This window comes from Paradesulfitobacterium aromaticivorans (assembly GCF_054657415.1).
In genome coordinates this window covers 32,359-47,479 of the sequence record NZ_BAAHYT010000004.1, presented here as the reverse complement: position 1 = coordinate 47,479, position 15,121 = coordinate 32,359, and the positions used below count along the sequence as shown (strand labels likewise).

The following is a 15,121-nucleotide window of genomic DNA, read 5'->3' as shown; positions in this document are numbered from 1 at the left end:
GAAAATCAATCCCGTCCAGGGGGGAGGGGTACAAATGCTGGAGTGTTCTCACTGCGGTCAACTTGTGGCGGAATTTCGCCCGAAGTTTTTCATGGTGCTCGAAAAAGTTAATCCGTTGCCTCCTAATGTGAAAACCATAACTTGCCCAAAGTGCGGGGGATTGAATTACGCCATCAACATGGATTATTGTTCCCAATGCGGCTTTTACCGACCTCTGTACAATCCGATGGAACCTGAACAGATCTTAAACTTGGGCTGCCGCGGCCAGTGCCTTAGTCAGCCGTATCAACACGGAGAATCTTAAGGCTTATGAACTCTACAGGCAGGCATTTTTTAGGGGAGCTGCGTGAATGTACAGTCAAGTACGATCTCAAGAATCAAAAATATATCTTTATTTCTTAGCGTAAAAGCAAATTTTTTGCTTAACTTTGTGAACTAATTACTTAAATTTATACTTGGGATAACTTTCCCATGGGAGGTGAACAAAATGGCGGATAATTACTTGGAGGCTTATGGCCAAGAAACCAGCCGCAATGTGGCCGCGCGTACTAACAACTATTTTAAGGAGCTTTTCAGCCTGGAGATGCCGTTGGGACGCATGATGAAGATGATGCCGGGGATGGTTAAATTTGCGATGGCCGGCAAGGACACGCGGGAGGATCTTTTCAGTTTTATGCCTCAAATGATGCCCATGATGAAACAGGCCTTCACGGGCAAGAAAGAGGAATAGGGGGGACGAGGTGTGCTCGAACAAGTCAAAGACTGGGATGACGATTTTTACGAAAAGTTTAAGCCAATTGCCATGGGGTTTGTCAATGAAGCCGAGAAATGCCTGCAGTGCGGCAAGTGTACGGGCCAGTGTCCGGCTGCAGCCATTACGCCCAGCTACAATCCCCGTAAAATCATCCGTGATCTGGTAAACGGCAACCTAAAAAGGGTTTTCTCCAGTGTGGAATTATGGCAATGCTTTTTCTGCAGCGGCTGTTTTTCCGTATGCCCGATGGACATCAACTTTCCGTTCTTTGTCTTCATGTTTCGCTTAGCCGCTATGAACGAAGGATATGGCTGGGAAGATGTCAAGCAGCTCGAGGGGTACGCGGAAAAGGATTATCTCAAGAAAGGGATTACAGTGTCGACTTCCGAGCGTAATCCTGAAGTGCTGGATAAAATCGGAGATATTAGCAAAATCCGCATGGCGGCCGGACTTCCTCCGGAACGCAAAGTGAGTGACCGGGGCATTGCTGAGATTAATATGATTTCCGACTTAAGCGGGATGACCTCCTTTATTAAGAAAATAGGTGGGGTTGAACTCTTAGATTGCAAAACCTGTGATGATGCGCAAGCGAAACGCTGCAAAACTAAGCCTCTACCCTCAAAAGTCGGCAAGATTAAGACCAAGCTGCGTTTCTACAACTATGGTGAACCAGGAGGGAAAAAACATGCCGAGGCTTGATAAAATCGCTCAGATTCCGAAACCCGAACAAATCTTTTTCTTCAAAAGCTGCGTGGCCAGCAATAAATACCCAGGGATTGAAGCCTGCGGCATGGAGACTCTTCAGATTCTGGGAGTGGAACCGGTTGACTCGGATGAACAAACCTGTTGCGGCGGTTTCGTGACCTTTGCCAATGTGGCGGCTCCGACTGCTTCCATGCCGGCTGTGGCCAGAAATCTCTCTCTGGCTGAGGAAAAGAACTTGGATACCTGTGTTGTATGCAACGGCTGCTGGACCTTTCTCAATGAGTTTGGGCATTTCATGAACCATAACGAGGAAGTTAAAGCCAGTGTCAACATGATGATGAACATGATGGGCCGCGAGTACAAGGGGACCAGTAATGTTTACCACATTGCGGAAATGTTCTACCGCTTAAAAGACGATATTGCCAAAAATGTCAAGCGTCCGCTTACAGGGATAAAAGTAGCGACCCACTATGGCTGCCATTATCTGGGCGGCGGCAAGTACACTGCGATTGATGACGCGCAAATGCCTACCTATATGGAAGAACTGATTGAAATCATGGGCGGAACCGTGGTGCCCTACACCGCTAACCGTGAGTGCTGCGGCACCGGTTTTACGCAGATTATTACCGGCAAGGATCTTTCCCTGGAGCACACTCAGCACAAACTGGATTCAGTGAAAGAAGCAGATCCGGATCTCCTGATCGTGCAATGTCCGTATTGTCACAGCCAGCTTGACCGGGTTCAGCAGCAGCTTAACTACAGGCAGGGAGCTTCATATGAAACGCCTATCATCCACATTGCCCAATTGGTGGGCCTGGCTTTAGGCTTAGCTGTCCCGAAACTGGCCTTTGCCGCGCATATCAGCGGGCGCCAACGCCTTGAAGATGTCTTAGACCGCATCGGTCGCTAGAGGGAGGAAGAAACGTGAGCAAAAAGACGTTAGTTATCGGCGGCGGAATCGCAGGGATCACTGCCGCCCAGAAAATCGCTCAAAACGGCGGGGAAGTCATTTTAATTGAAAAAGAGGCTGAGCTTGGCGGGAACTTTGCCAAATTGGCTTACACTTTTCCCGTCCTGGGCGATGCCAAAGCCCTTGTGACTAAGGAAGTAGACAGGGTAAAATCTGCAGCCGGGGTGGAGATTCTAACCAATACCACGCTTCAGTCCTGCCAGGGAAGCGCCGGTGATTTCACAGTTGAGTTAAAGACGGCTGCCGGCACCCGCACGGAAAACGTAGCCGTCATTATTGTAGCCGCCGGTTTCCATTACATGGAGCCGACCGCTTATACAGAGTACAGCTATGGCCGTTCTCCCAAAGTGGTGACCAGCCTTGAGTTTGAAAAGATGGCTGCGGAAAACCGTCTGCCCCAGGGCAAAGCACGGGTGGTATTCGTACACTGTGTGGGCTCGCGCGACAAGGCGAAAGGGTATCGTTACTGTTCCAAGATTTGCTGTTCTTACTCCGCCAAACATGCGATCATGATGAAAAAAGCCAATCCCCAATCCTTGAATTATGTCTTCTATATTGACATCCGCGCGCTCGGCAAAGGGTATGAAGAGTTCATCCGCTCGGCGATGGAAGAGTACAATGTACGCTATATCCGGGGCCGGGTGGCCAAAGTTATTGAAAGTGAAGAAAAGCTCCTGGTGCGTGCGGAAGACTCTCTTATCGGCAACCCGGTGGAAGTGGAAGCTGACTTAGTGGTTCTCGCTTCAGCCATGGAGCCGCCGGAGGGTTCGCGCGAACTGGCAGGGGTTCTGGGAATCGCCACGGATGAATACGGCTTTTTCCAAGAGGCAGAGGCCAATGTGCGCCCTGTGAACTCCTCTAAACCCGGAATCTTTCTCGCCGGAAGCTGTACCCAGCCCATGGAAATCGCAGCCTCTGTCGCAATGGGTGGTCTGGCAGCCAGTGAAGCCTTGACTTTAATCAAATAAAGGCATAAAGGAAGTGACTTCAAAATGCGTTTACGGATTGTGGAAGACGGAGTTCGCACGACAGTTGAGCAGGCAATCCATAAGTCGCTGACAGCCTGCCTTCAGTGCTCGAAATGCGGCGGCGGGTGTGCCCACACGGAAGAATTTGACCTTACACCACGCCAAGTGGTTGAGTCCCTCTTGGACTGTCAGGACGATAAAGTTCTGGACAGCCGCACCATCTGGCTTTGTGGCAAAAATTGCACCGGCTGTCAGGCGGTGTGCCCGGTGGGGCTTCCATTAAACGAAATAAATGCAGTCTTGCGGGATGAGGCTTTGGCACGCGGAATTGAACCGAAATACCTGCAGCCATCATTGGTTTATCATAAGTTTGAACACTGTGCCAAACACCGAGGAGAGGGTGAAGCGAGTGAAAGTATTTTTAGGGGAAAAGCATAGCTTTCTTGAAGAAGTCGAAGCCCGCAGCGGCCAGAAAGTTCAGGAATGCTACCAGTGCAGCAAATGTTCCGGTGGTTGTCCATTTTCCGGGATCATGGACTATGCCCCGAACTCTATCTTAGAGATGATCGTCTATAGCATGAAAGACCAACTTCTTTCCAGTAAGTCGATTCAGATGTGCATTCAGTGTGGGACTTGCGGAGCGCAATGTCCGGCCGGGTTCGAACTGTACGAAGTGATGAACGTGCTACGGGAAATGGCCAAAGAAGAAAACTATAAGACCAACGAAAAGAAAATTCCGAAGATGAACAGCATTTTCTTAGGAGAAGTGCGCAACAATGGGCGCATGCATGAAGTCGGCCTCATGGTTAAGAACATGCTCAGCCAAGGCCAACTCGTTAAAGATGTAGCAACTCTGATCCCGATCGGGCCACCCATGTTTTTGAAAGGAATTATGGGCGTGGGGGACGTCTTCCCGCATAAGATTCAAGGGCAGGCTCATGTGGCCAAGATTTTTGAGAATGTCGAGAAGGTTAAAGGAGGGCACGCCAAATGAAAACAGGATATTTTCCCGGATGCTCCCTCCACTCCACCGCCAAAAACTATGAAGCGTCCACTCAGGCTGTCTTAAACACGCTCGGAGTCCAGCTAGAAGAGATTCCGGACTGGAACTGCTGCGGCTCGACCCCGGCGCACCAGACCGACCATCTCCTGGCTTTGGCTTTGCCTGCCCGTAACCTGGCCCAGGCGGAAAAAGCAGGAATGAAGGAAGTCATGGCACCCTGTGCTGCCTGCTTTAACCACTTGCGCACGGCGGAAATTGAATGCAAAGACAAGCCTGAGACCAAGAAAAAAGTTGAAAAAGCGATCGAGATGAAGCTTAACAACTCCGTGCATGTGATGAATATCCTCGAACTCTTGGTTGACCGCCTTGGCATTGACGCCATCGCCAAGAAAGTTAAAAGGCCGCTCAAAGGCTTGAAAGTAGCTCCCTATTACGGCTGCATGCTGACCCGCCCTGCGAAAATCGCGCAATTCGACCATCCGACGAATCCGACCAGTATGGATCAACTCTTGGAGGCTCTGGGCGCGATCGTAGTTCCCTGGGGTGCCAAAACAGATTGCTGCGGGGCAGCTCATGTGCTTACCCGTCTCGATGTTGTAGTCGAGCTGAGCGGACGCATTGTCCACCAGGCTAAAGACGCCGGTGCGGACACGATCGCCACCGCCTGCCCGATGTGCATGTCTAATCTGGACCTACGCCAAGGAGCAGTAGCCAAAGCCACCGGTCGGGAAACCAAAGTTCCGGTCATGTATCTCACGGAAATCATGGGCATGGCCCTCGGTATTCCCACTTCCCAACTGGGTGTAGGCAAACACGTCGTAAGCACAGCCCCGGTTCAGGCGAAGATATGCTAACTGAATAGATACTACCCTCGCCGACCACAAAAATGTGGCCGGTTTTTATTTATCCCTCTGGGGAAGAATAAATAAAATCTCCACGTAAAGCAGTTGACAAATTCAACTGAATCGCATATATTAAAATCGTGCAATACCCCAAGGGGGTATAGGGGGTAAAATATCAGATAGCGAGCAAAGGAGAGCGAAAAAATATGAGTGAGCGCATTTTATATCTTACAAGCGGTGAACTTGACAAAGAACTTGAAAGCCAAAAAGGGTACATCGTCTTAGACTTCTTTTCGGAAGACTGCCCTCCCTGTGACCAACTGGCTCCGATCTATGAGCGCATGGCCGAGAAATTCCCCCAGGTTAAATTCGTCAAAATGATGCGCCAAGCCAACCGCCCGCTGGCTGAGCGGTTAGGTGTAAAGGGCAGCCCGACCGTGCTCTTTTTTGAAAACGGCAAAGAAGTAGGGGACCGTCTTACCGGGTATATCAGCTTATCACAAATGCGGATCGCAATGGAAAATCTCCTGGGAATTGAAAGCGAGCAAGTTGAAAAAGAACATTACCAAGCGGACGTCTTGATCTTAGGCGGGGGTCCGGCCGGACTCACCGCCGGCATTTACACCTCCCGTTCCAAGCTTAAAACCATCATTGTTGAGCAAGGACTGGCAGGGGGGCAGGCCGCTACCACCTTCCACATCGCTAATTTCCCCGGTACCAATGGGACAGTGGGCGGGAAAGATTTAATGCAAAACATGATCGCCCAGGCAAAGAGTTTCGGGGCGGACATTCAGGACCTTAAAGAAGTTGTAAGCGTTGACCTACAGGGAGATATGAAGCGGATCAGCACAGTGGATGCCGAATATAGCGCACCGGTAATGATCATTGCGACCGGAGCTGAATCCCGTCGTCTGCCGGCGGAAGGAGAGGCTGAGTTCCGCGGCAAAGGAGTGCACTATTGCGCGACCTGTGACGGTGCGATGTACCAGGATGCGGACAATGTGATTGTTGTGGGCGGCGGCAACTCCGCGGTCGAGGAAGCGAACTTCCTAACCAAGTATGCTAAACACGTCACCATCGTGCATCAGTTCGATCACTTTCAGGCATCAAAGACGGCCCAGGAAGAAGCGGAAGCGAATCCTAAGATCAGCGTGATCTGGGATTCCGAACCGCGCCGCATTGTAGGCAACGGACACTTGGCCGGCATCGAGATTGAAAACGTGAAAACCAATGAACTCAGCGTCGTCAATGCCAACGGAGCCTTTGTCTATATCGGAATGCAGCCGCGCACAGACCTCTTTAAGGATCAATTAAAGATCAATGACTGGGGTTATGTCTTAGCCGATGATGAAATGCGCACTGACATTCCGGGAGTATTCGTGGCCGGAGACGTCCGCAGTAAAACCGTGCGCCAGGTGGCGACCGCGGTCGGAGACGGCGCAGTCGCAGCCGTTAACGCCGAACGCTATTTAGCCGGCCACAAGACGCATTAATGAGAACTAGAAAAACGGGGAAAACTTACGGTGAAGAATATAATCACTTCAAAGGAGGTTTTCCCATGGCCATGATTGATTTAACGACAGACGAGTTGGAGGTCATCCGTAAATCCCTGAATAATTGTAAGAGTACCTGTCACGACGGTGGTCCGAGTACAGGCTGCCCAGACTGCCAAAAGATCGACGCCGTACTGGCTAAGATCTGAGTTGAGGTGGCAGGAATATGAAAGAAAACCTACTCGCTCTAAAAAAGCAGTATGAACTGGCGATTGTGGGTTGTGGGCCGGCAGGGATGTCTGCCGCCCTCAACGCCAAAATCCGTAAGCGAGAATTTGTCCTGCTCGGTATGGAAGAGTGCAGTCCCAAACTCGCTAAAGCCCCGCAAGTGGATAACTTCTTAGGCTTTCCCGAGATCAAAGGAGAAGAACTGCGCCTCCGTTTTTTCGAACATCTGCGCCAGATGGGCATCGAGATCGTGCCATTTAAAGTAACCAACATTTACCCCGGCCCTCCGTTCACCTTGGTCGGAAATGACAAGACCCTGGAAGCGGAGGCTGTGATATTGGCCACGGGAGTGTTTGCTCAGAAACTCTTCGCGCGCGAAGCAGACTTGCTTGGGAAAGGGCTCGGTTACTGCGCGACCTGTGACGGACCGCTGTATAAAGGTAAAAGTGTGATCATCATCTCGTACAGCTCTGAAGGGGAAGCAGAAGCGAACTTTATGGCAGATATTTGCTCGCATGTTTTTTACATTCCTTACTATGCTCATATCGTGAGACTTGATCCGCGGGTTGAAGTCAGACACGGAAAAGTAAGCGAAATTCTCGGGAGCACCGGTGTCCAAGGGATAATGCTTAACGGGGAAGCTCTGCACGCGGACGGCGTCTTTATTCTCAGGGAAAATGTCCCGGCCGAACAGCTTGTCTCAGGACTGGCACTGGCTGAGGGAACGATAGCGGTCACCCATAACCTTGAGACGAATATCCCGGGGCTTTTTGCGGCCGGGGACTGTACCGGGCAGCCTTACCAACTGGCGAAAGCTGCAGGAGAAGGGGGCACTGCCGCCCTTCAAGCCATTAAGTTTTTAGATGCTTTTCATTAGATATTGACGAACGAATTTCTATAACGTAAAATAGTCCATAGATGCAATATACCCTATGGGGGTTGGGGTTAGATGATTGAATGCTTGAGAACCAGAGAGTGGAGACCAGTGTGGGAGGGAAATCAGTTGAGCGGTGCAGTCAGCACAGCCGGGACAGAGCGAACAACCGGCCGCATCATTACGCGCTACAGCAATGAGGATGAAAACTCCAACCTAAGCTGCGGTGGGAACATCGCTTACCTGAGGCTGGAACCAGGGGAAAAGGTGTTAGACTTAGGCTGTGGGCGCGGTACGGAAACCCTCCAGGCCGCCGAAGCAGTTGGCAGGCAAGGGTTTGCCTGGGGTCTGGACCTTACTCCCCGGATGGTCGAGCTTGCCACCGAACGGGCACGCTCCGAGAAGGTCGGGAACGTGAGCTTCCTCCGGGGTTCAATGGAGGAAATCCCGCTTGCGGATTCAGCGCTCGACGCCGTCTTAAGCAACTGTGCCATTAACCACGCCGGTGACAAACTTGCCGTCTATCGTGAAATATTCCGCGTACTTAAACCCGGCGGGCGCTTTGTCGTCTCCGACATCATGACAGACACCCCGCTGCCACAGGAGATAAAGGAAGATCCGGAGGCGGTTGCAGCCTGCTTCGGCGGAGCCATCACAGTAAGGGAGTATGAAGACACTCTCGCAGCGGCCGGCTTTGCGGAGATCGATATTTTTAAGGAACGGCGCTACCTGAAAAACGGGTACGAAATGATAAGCCGTACTTTCCAGGGCCGCAAGCCCCTGCAGGGAAAGGGGGTGAATTAACCGATGCGTCCACTCACACAAACAGCTTCTACCTGCTGCACCAGCCTCGCACTTAACGTCGCGCAGTGCTGCTCCAAATCTTCGCAAATTGTCGCAGGATGCCACGACTGATCCTGGATCAGTTTCGCTTAATACTTCAGATGGAGTGAACCCTCCATCTGAAGTAAGTTCCCTGATCTTCTGGAAGTATTCTGACTCCTGCTCCGTTCGGCCGGAAGATTTCTCTTTAGGTTGGCCGAACGGCGTAAGTCTCCACTGGAGACTTACGTTCCTGACTCCTGACTACTGATTTAGGAGATGCCGTCATGTATTTTAGCCGTTACAATCTAATTCTTCCAATGAAAGAAAATCCCCAGTATCCTTACGCCATCATGAATTCCCTCGCCGGCTCGTTCGATCTGGTGCAAGAGCCGGAGTTTGAAAAGTTGACAGCCTTGCAACAGGGCAACGCTGTCTCAGATAAAGAATTTTTGGACTATCTTCTCCAGCGGGGCTATATCTATCCGTCGCAAAATGAGGAGGAGGAGCGCCTGCACAAGCGCTGGCCCGAGTTCCAACAGGCTCTTCAGGAAAGTGCGCCCCAGGTCTTATTGGTTCCCACGTATGGGTGTAATCTAGCTTGCGCCTATTGCTATCAGAATGGGATTAAGCAAAAAACCCAGCTCATGACCAAAGAAGTGGCAGACGTCTTTTTCGAGCACTTGAAAAAGCAATTCCCCCAGCAAAAACCGTTTATCACCCTTTTTGGCGGGGAAGCTCTGATCGGCTCGGAACGTCAAAAGGACATCATAGATTATATCGTGAAAAAAGCAGCCACGGGCGGGTACGCCATTTCCGCTGTAACGAATGGGTATGACTTGCTCGAATACCTCGATATCATGCAGCAGGCAGTCGTTAAAGAAATTCAGATCACGCTGGATGGGCCGCAGGCTGTACACGATCTCCGCCGCTGCACGGCCAACGGCAAGGGCACGTATGACCGCATCATGCTCGGAGTGGAAGAAGCGGTTAAAAGGCAGATCCCGATTAACCTGCGCATGGTCGTGGATAAAAGCAATTACGAAGACTTAATTACCCTGGCTGAGGACCTGGATCAGCGCGGCTGGCTTGACTTGCCGGTCCAGCGCTTTAAGACACAAATTGGGCGCAATTACGAGTTATTTGAGTGCTATGCCGCCCCCCAACACCTGTTGGACCAGGCTGAGCATTGGGCCATGTTTGTGGAGTTGGCGGAGAAACACCCGATTCTTAAAAAACTGCATCAGGCGGAATTTAAGGGAATCAATCATTTAGTGCAGACCGGGGAACTCTACCTGCCCAGCTATGACACCTGCCCCGCCTGCAAAACAGAATGGGTCTTTGACCTTTACGGAGATATCTACGGCTGTACGGCAACCACCGGACAGGATGAATATAAACTGGGAACTTTCTATCCCGAATACCACCTGCGTCAGCGGGATGTGCGCGAATGGCAGGAGCGGAGTGTACTCACGATTCCGGAATGCCATGACTGTGATGTCAGTCTGATCTGCGGCGGCGGCTGTGGCGCGGTTGCCAAGAGTAAGACAGGACAGGTGCAGGCACCCGATTGCCGTCCGATTAAAGAGATCCTCACCTTGGGGCTTAAGTATTACGGAGATAATTTACTCAAGATGGGTTATTAGGAGGAATGCTTTAATGCCGAGCTATGACTTGGTTTGCCAGGAATGTGGCCATAAATTTTCCGTATTTTGCAGTATCAGCCAACGGGAGAAACAACGTTGCCCGCAGTGTGAAAGTGACAAGGTTGGCACCCGCTTTACCGCAGTCAACATCGGTGGGAGCAAAAGCGGAGGAGGCTCCTCCTCCGGCAATGTCAGCTTTGGCTGAGCAGGGTGCTAAACGGAAACCGGGTGTTTCCTAAAATTTAGTGTAACTATACAGGAGACAGGAGACAATCAGTTTTTCCTTCTTTTACAAGAGGTTAGTAAATCTGGAAGCATATTCTCGGGGTATTCTGACTCCTGACTACTGGAACGGAGTGATAAGATGTCTGCTTTTATCTTAGAAAAACTGTGCCGGAGCTGCAAGCGTTGTGTCAATGCCTGTCCCAATCAGGCGATCAAGATGGTAGCCCATTTGCCTGTAGTGGATCCGGAACTTTGTGTAGAATGTGAAGAGTGCATGGAAGCCTGTATGCATGGAGCCATTACGTTTCGTACAGATAAGGAGGCCAAGGCTAATGGATGATCGTGAATCTTTAGAAAAACAATTGCAGCAAGTAGAAGCGGACCTGGCCGACCTGAAAGCGCGCTGGCCGGCCCATTCTGTAAAGCCAGATATGATTTTCAAGCGTGATGACCTGGAAGAAGAGCGGGACCGACTTAAAGCATTGCTGAGAGAGTAGGCAGGCTAAATCTGAAGCTGCGGCTGTTGGCGTCAAGTCCGGCACCTAATGTATTGGCCTCTGAATGGAGGGGATCCCAGTGAACATTTCGGCAGATCAGCAAAAGGTACACCTGCTTGCCAAGATTGAGGAAATTCATAGCAGGGTGGCAAGCCTGCGTGGGCAAGTGGCGGCTGATATGGAAAGTCTGACCGTAATCCAGGAAGCAGCTGTGGTCCGGACCTGCTTGGATGAACTGGAAAAGCTGGTTTTTGAGCGCTACAGCAGGGAATGCCTGCTCTCTTCGGCTGACCATAACTCGGATGAGGTAGGAAGGCTCCTGATTGTGTTGAATCGGTTATTCAAGTGAACCACATAAGGATTGCAGTGTAACATAATTCGACAACCGCAAGGTTGTTTTTTTTGTATAGTATATCAGACCCCCATGCCGCATGGCGGCACCACTGATGAATGAAAATTATGTCCATACTACTATTATGGCTGGCGAAGGTAGGTCGTACTTTCTTGGTGCCGCGAGCCCGTATATCAGACGGACCACAACGACCCGGTGCATCGCAGATTGTTGCTCCTTCGGGAAGCACGCAGGGTAGAATAACCCTTTTTGGTTTTTGCACCAGCCTTAAAACTAACCAGTCTAAGGAGAAGCAGGGTTATGGAAGTATTACACGAGCGTTGTTGTGGGCTGGATGTTCATAAGAAGAGCATTACAGCATGCATCATCACTCCCGAAGGAAAGGAGATTCGGACTTTTGAGACAATGACCCGGAACCTGATGGAACTAGTGGACTGGATCAAAAGTAAGCGTTGCTCCCATGTCGCGATGGAGAGCACGGGTGACTACTGGAAACCAATCTATAACCTCTTAGAACCGGAGGACCTTCAACCGATGGTTGTCAATGCACAGCATATAAAAGCCGTGCCTGGGCGAAAAACGGATGTCAAAGATGCCGAATGGATTGCCCGTTTATTACGTTATGGTCTGGTCCAAGGAAGCTTTATTCCAGACCGGGAACAAAGGGAATTGCGGGAGTTCGTCCGCTACCGGCGAAGCATCATTGAAGAACGAACACGGGAAGTGAATCGTCTCCAAAAGGTATTAGAGGGAGGTAATATTAAGCTATCCTCTGTAGCTTCGGATGTTCTGGGCGTGTCAGCACGAAATATGCTAGAAGCGATAATTAAGGGTGAGAAGGATACTTCGATTTTAGCGGATTTTGCGCTAAAGAGATTAAAACGTAAAAAAGAAGAATTAAAACTCGCGCTAGAAGGACGAATAGGTGACCATCAACTACAAATGATAGAGATACAGTTAGCCCATATTGATTATATAAATGGGGTGATCAACGGACTAGATGAAGAAATTGAAAAACGTATGGCTCCTTTTGCGAAAGACCTGGAGTTATTAGATTCGATACCAGGTGTCGGTAAGCAAACTGCTGAACAAATCTTAGCAGAGATCGGTACGGACATGTCACGATTTCCCACACCTGGACACCTATGTTCGTGGGCCGGGATGACTCCAGGTCATGATGAAAGCGCGGGAAAGAAAAAGTCATCAAAAACACGAAAAGGTAACAAGAAACTACGAAGTGCCTTAACTGAAGCAGCAAAAGCGGCGTCTCGTCAGAAGAACACATATCTATCTGCACAATACCATCGAATTGCTGCCCGACGAGGAAAGAATAAGGCAGCTGTAGCTGTCGGACACACTATCTTATCCCTTGTTCATATCTTGTTAACGCGAAAACAAGAATATGTAGATTTAGGATTCAATTATTTTGACGAACGCAAAAAAGAAATTGTAATTAAAAACTCGATTAAAAGATTAGAATCCTTAGGGCTTGTTGTTACTGTCCAAGAACAAACGGCATAAAGTAAGCAAATATACCTAAAATCGTTTAAATTGCCCATGGAGAATACTTTCAAGATAAAAGAGGTTAGGGTAATTCTTTAAAAGACGGGTAACCCATGGGTTTGATTTCCTATTGTCAAAATCTATATGGAGTTGCTATTTAATTTTCAGGGTAGAAAGTATAAGTTTTTGGGGTGCCCGAGTGTTTTGGGGGTACCCCTTTAGTTGTGAATTTGGTAAGCTTAGATTATGGAAGCTAATGTGCTGAAAGAGATATTTTTCGATAAACATAGGCATTGGGATGCTTTTGTACAAAATACGGTAGCCGTATCAGACCTATAGTGATCAAAGAGGTTGAGAAATTTCACAGGTGTGGAGATCCGAAAAACGGATTTAAGCTATTAGTATGTGAAGCGTGCCATGACATAAAAATCGTTCCATATCGTTGTAAAGGGAGGTTCTGCACCACATGTTCCAGTGGGGAGACAGAGGAGTGGAGTCGACTTATTGCAGATGATATGCTTCAAGTGAATCATCGCCATGTCATCTTCACGATTGATGAAGGGCTAAGAGTAATTTTCCAGAAACACCGTTAACTCTTAAAAGATTTAATGGACGAAGCCGTTCGGGTTATACAGGAGTATTTTAAGAAAAAATTCAAAGCTGTTCCGGGGGTAATAGCTGGACTACATACCTTTGGAGCCCGGATGAATTTTAATCCCCATGTCCATATGCTTGTAACAATGGGCGGAATGAAAAAAAGCGGTGAATGGAAGGTATATGACTATATACCTTTTGAGATGCTTCGTAAACAATGGCAGACTGTTGTATTGAAGCTAATCCGCCGTTCATTGAATGAGGTTGAAAAGAAGAAAGTACAGCCTTTGTTGCAGAAGGCTTACAGTGCAAATGGGGAAGGATTTTACGTCTATGCTCCAAAGCAGAAAGGGAATGTAAAAGAGCAACTAGCCTATATTGGCCGGTATATTCGTCGACCCGCCATTGCCTTACATCGGATTGAGGAATATGACGGTCAATACGTAACGTATAGGTACCATGACAAAAAGGATGGCCAAGAAAAGCGGGAAAAGCTAACAGTAGAAGAATTTATGGCCCGGTTGATCGTGCATATACCGGATGAGCAATTTAAAACTATTCGTTACTATGGAGTATATTCCCGGCGAATCAAGGCAATTTGCAAAAAGGTAATTTCAGTCTGGCAGAAGGAAATGAGGAAATGGATCGTCAAAGTAAAGAGAACCATAAGTCGAAGGAAATGGGATCAACGGATCAAAGAACAGACGGGAAAGGATCCGCTAGTATGCCCACATTGCGGGAATTATTTGAATACAAGGGAGAAGTATGCCTAAAAGATGGACAACTAGCCATAAAACACGCGAGTTGCCAAATAGCCCGAGCTTATTCTGGAAAGGATGATTTACAATTTCACCGGTATCAAAGCAGCGCAAACTCCACAAAAAGAAGAAAAAGCTCCAAAAAGGCAGGAACGTAGACGGAACCCAGAATCTAGTCAACTTTATCTGTTTGGAGTGTAACCAAACTGAAGGGATACCTCTAGACGTAGTAAGATCATTTGATGAAATGGATGAGGGAGATCCGACGGTGCCGCCGCAGTTTAGCTGTGAAAAATGTGGTGGGGCAATGTATCCGGAGTATTATAAAGGAATTCATGGGTACGAGTACAAAATAATGGATATAAAATAAAAGGACCGAGGCGCTAGCCTCGGTTTTTCTTACCGAAAACACACCGTGCTCGGGCTCGGCGTTCGCCTCGCTACGGGGACTGTCCCCCTCATATTTCGACAAAGACTGCGGCTTCGAAGAAAATCTCTTCTGAAGCCTGTCCTAATTAAGTGAATGTTGTGATAATCAGGTTGTACAACTGATTCAGGCGGATGGGTGGCTGATCCCCTTGATTTGGGGGTGAGGCTTATGAGCTACGAATGTCAAATGTACGCGGTTGCATTTGCGACGCTTGTAGTACTCGGCGTACGTTTCCCGTTGGTCACCGTTACGCGCAGGTTCCTGGAACCTCTCTTTTGTTGGATATTTCGACATTTGGCCTCAGTCGTTTTGAACCTAAAATATTGAAGCAAACTCTGCACATTTGCTATAAACCATGATAGAATTAATTGTGTGAAGATTTGGTTGAGGTGTGGAGTATGCCTAGAAAACAAAAGGTTTGGGTTCCGGGAGATACTTATCACATTATGAGTCGGGG

The 15,121-nt window shown here is 49.0% G+C and carries 20 protein-coding genes and 1 pseudogene; all 21 read left to right on the top strand.

Annotated elements, in window-relative coordinates:
* Positions 1-34: 34 nt before the first annotated feature.
* The 21 genes and pseudogenes from ACYQ2N_RS00840 (at position 35) to ACYQ2N_RS00740 (ending at position 14,249) form a co-directional block, all read left to right on the top strand.
* Positions 35-304 (top strand): hypothetical protein, encoded by a 270-nt coding sequence (locus tag ACYQ2N_RS00840; RefSeq protein WP_459996887.1) that lies wholly within the window; start codon positions 35-37, stop codon positions 302-304.
* A gap of 183 nt (positions 305-487) precedes the next feature.
* Complete coding sequence (locus ACYQ2N_RS00835) at positions 488-730, top strand: hypothetical protein (protein WP_459996886.1); 243 nt, start codon at positions 488-490, stop codon at positions 728-730.
* A gap of 12 nt (positions 731-742) precedes the next feature.
* Positions 743-1,453, top strand: coding sequence for a 4Fe-4S dicluster domain-containing protein (locus ACYQ2N_RS00830; RefSeq protein WP_459996883.1), 711 nt, complete (start codon positions 743-745; stop codon positions 1,451-1,453).
* Complete coding sequence (locus ACYQ2N_RS00825) at positions 1,440-2,369, top strand: CoB--CoM heterodisulfide reductase iron-sulfur subunit B family protein (RefSeq protein WP_459996881.1); 930 nt, start codon at positions 1,440-1,442, stop codon at positions 2,367-2,369. The genes ACYQ2N_RS00830 and ACYQ2N_RS00825 overlap by 14 nt, the downstream gene beginning before the upstream one ends.
* 14 nt (positions 2,370-2,383) lie before the next feature.
* Positions 2,384-3,397, top strand: a complete 1,014-nt coding sequence (locus ACYQ2N_RS00820) for a CoB--CoM heterodisulfide reductase iron-sulfur subunit A family protein (RefSeq protein ID WP_459996879.1) — start codon at positions 2,384-2,386, stop codon at positions 3,395-3,397.
* A gap of 24 nt (positions 3,398-3,421) precedes the next feature.
* The gene (locus ACYQ2N_RS00815) at positions 3,422-3,835 is read left to right on the top strand and encodes a 4Fe-4S dicluster domain-containing protein (RefSeq protein WP_459996877.1); all 414 of its coding nucleotides are present in this window, start codon (positions 3,422-3,424) and stop codon (positions 3,833-3,835) included.
* Positions 3,807-4,391 carry a 4Fe-4S dicluster domain-containing protein gene (locus ACYQ2N_RS00810; protein ID WP_459996875.1) on the top strand — a complete coding sequence of 195 codons (585 nt, stop codon included), beginning with the start codon at positions 3,807-3,809 and terminating at the stop codon, positions 4,389-4,391. The genes ACYQ2N_RS00815 and ACYQ2N_RS00810 overlap by 29 nt, the downstream gene beginning before the upstream one ends.
* The gene (locus ACYQ2N_RS00805) at positions 4,388-5,254 is read left to right on the top strand and encodes a CoB--CoM heterodisulfide reductase iron-sulfur subunit B family protein (protein WP_459996873.1); all 867 of its coding nucleotides are present in this window, start codon (positions 4,388-4,390) and stop codon (positions 5,252-5,254) included. The genes ACYQ2N_RS00810 and ACYQ2N_RS00805 overlap by 4 nt, the downstream gene beginning before the upstream one ends.
* Before the next feature lie 194 nt (positions 5,255-5,448).
* Positions 5,449-5,754, top strand: a pseudogene (locus tag ACYQ2N_RS00800) (thioredoxin family protein); the annotation flags it as partial.
* Between the two features lie 3 nt (positions 5,755-5,757).
* Positions 5,758-6,735, top strand: coding sequence for a thioredoxin-disulfide reductase (trxB, locus tag ACYQ2N_RS00795; protein WP_459997286.1), 978 nt, complete (start codon positions 5,758-5,760; stop codon positions 6,733-6,735).
* Between the two features lie 71 nt (positions 6,736-6,806).
* Entirely contained in the window at positions 6,807-6,944 is a 138-nt protein-coding gene (locus ACYQ2N_RS00790) for a hypothetical protein (RefSeq protein WP_459996871.1), read from the top strand.
* 17 nt (positions 6,945-6,961) lie between these two features.
* On the top strand, positions 6,962-7,840 hold the full coding sequence (locus tag ACYQ2N_RS00785; protein ID WP_459996869.1) for an NAD(P)/FAD-dependent oxidoreductase: 879 nt from the start codon (positions 6,962-6,964) through the stop codon (positions 7,838-7,840).
* A 126-nt stretch (positions 7,841-7,966) separates the two neighbouring features.
* Positions 7,967-8,641, top strand: a complete 675-nt coding sequence (locus ACYQ2N_RS00780) for a methyltransferase domain-containing protein (protein ID WP_459996866.1) — start codon at positions 7,967-7,969, stop codon at positions 8,639-8,641.
* A 305-nt stretch (positions 8,642-8,946) separates the two neighbouring features.
* The gene (locus tag ACYQ2N_RS00775; RefSeq protein WP_459996864.1) at positions 8,947-10,305 is read left to right on the top strand and encodes a radical SAM protein; all 1,359 of its coding nucleotides are present in this window, start codon (positions 8,947-8,949) and stop codon (positions 10,303-10,305) included.
* A gap of 13 nt (positions 10,306-10,318) precedes the next feature.
* Positions 10,319-10,510, top strand: a complete 192-nt coding sequence (locus ACYQ2N_RS00770) for an FmdB family zinc ribbon protein (RefSeq protein ID WP_459996862.1) — start codon at positions 10,319-10,321, stop codon at positions 10,508-10,510.
* 159 nt (positions 10,511-10,669) lie between these two features.
* Positions 10,670-10,870 (top strand): DUF362 domain-containing protein, encoded by a 201-nt coding sequence (locus ACYQ2N_RS00765; protein ID WP_459996861.1) that lies wholly within the window; start codon positions 10,670-10,672, stop codon positions 10,868-10,870.
* Positions 10,863-11,027, top strand: a complete 165-nt coding sequence (locus tag ACYQ2N_RS00760; RefSeq protein WP_459996859.1) for a hypothetical protein — start codon at positions 10,863-10,865, stop codon at positions 11,025-11,027. Before ACYQ2N_RS00765 ends, ACYQ2N_RS00760 begins: the two co-directional genes overlap by 8 nt.
* A 79-nt stretch (positions 11,028-11,106) precedes the next feature.
* Positions 11,107-11,376, top strand: coding sequence for a hypothetical protein (locus ACYQ2N_RS00755; RefSeq protein ID WP_459996857.1), 270 nt, complete (start codon positions 11,107-11,109; stop codon positions 11,374-11,376).
* A 303-nt stretch (positions 11,377-11,679) separates the two neighbouring features.
* Positions 11,680-12,900 (top strand): IS110 family RNA-guided transposase, encoded by a 1,221-nt coding sequence (locus ACYQ2N_RS00750; RefSeq protein ID WP_459996855.1) that lies wholly within the window; start codon positions 11,680-11,682, stop codon positions 12,898-12,900.
* A 275-nt stretch (positions 12,901-13,175) separates the two neighbouring features.
* Positions 13,176-13,475, top strand: coding sequence for a transposase zinc-binding domain-containing protein (locus ACYQ2N_RS00745; RefSeq protein WP_459996853.1), 300 nt, complete (start codon positions 13,176-13,178; stop codon positions 13,473-13,475).
* 15 nt (positions 13,476-13,490) lie between these two features.
* Positions 13,491-14,249: an IS91 family transposase gene (locus ACYQ2N_RS00740; protein WP_459996851.1), complete on the top strand. Its 759-nt coding sequence runs from the start codon at positions 13,491-13,493 to the stop codon at positions 14,247-14,249.
* Positions 14,250-15,121: the final 872 nt, after the last annotated feature.

Bases quoted from the DNA above. Each gene is read 5' to 3' on its own strand.
- ACYQ2N_RS00760 (WP_459996859.1), top strand. From the start codon at position 10,863: ATGGATGATCGTGAATCTTTAGAAAAACAATTGCAGCAAGTAGAAGCG.
- ACYQ2N_RS00825 (WP_459996881.1), top strand. From the start codon at position 1,440: ATGCCGAGGCTTGATAAAATCGCTCAGATTCCGAAACCCGAACAAATC.
- ACYQ2N_RS00775 (WP_459996864.1), top strand. From the start codon at position 8,947: ATGTATTTTAGCCGTTACAATCTAATTCTTCCAATGAAAGAAAATCCC.
- ACYQ2N_RS00750 (WP_459996855.1), top strand. From the start codon at position 11,680: ATGGAAGTATTACACGAGCGTTGTTGTGGGCTGGATGTTCATAAGAAG.
- ACYQ2N_RS00765 (WP_459996861.1), top strand. From the start codon at position 10,670: ATGTCTGCTTTTATCTTAGAAAAACTGTGCCGGAGCTGCAAGCGTTGT.
- ACYQ2N_RS00840 (WP_459996887.1), top strand. From the start codon at position 35: ATGCTGGAGTGTTCTCACTGCGGTCAACTTGTGGCGGAATTTCGCCCG.
- ACYQ2N_RS00815 (WP_459996877.1), top strand. From the start codon at position 3,422: ATGCGTTTACGGATTGTGGAAGACGGAGTTCGCACGACAGTTGAGCAG.
- ACYQ2N_RS00790 (WP_459996871.1), top strand. From the start codon at position 6,807: ATGATTGATTTAACGACAGACGAGTTGGAGGTCATCCGTAAATCCCTG.
- ACYQ2N_RS00770 (WP_459996862.1), top strand. From the start codon at position 10,319: ATGCCGAGCTATGACTTGGTTTGCCAGGAATGTGGCCATAAATTTTCC.
- ACYQ2N_RS00785 (WP_459996869.1), top strand. From the start codon at position 6,962: ATGAAAGAAAACCTACTCGCTCTAAAAAAGCAGTATGAACTGGCGATT.
- ACYQ2N_RS00835 (WP_459996886.1), top strand. From the start codon at position 488: ATGGCGGATAATTACTTGGAGGCTTATGGCCAAGAAACCAGCCGCAAT.
- ACYQ2N_RS00740 (WP_459996851.1), top strand. From the start codon at position 13,491: ATGGACGAAGCCGTTCGGGTTATACAGGAGTATTTTAAGAAAAAATTC.
- trxB (WP_459997286.1), top strand. From the start codon at position 5,758: ATGGAAAATCTCCTGGGAATTGAAAGCGAGCAAGTTGAAAAAGAACAT.
- ACYQ2N_RS00805 (WP_459996873.1), top strand. From the start codon at position 4,388: ATGAAAACAGGATATTTTCCCGGATGCTCCCTCCACTCCACCGCCAAA.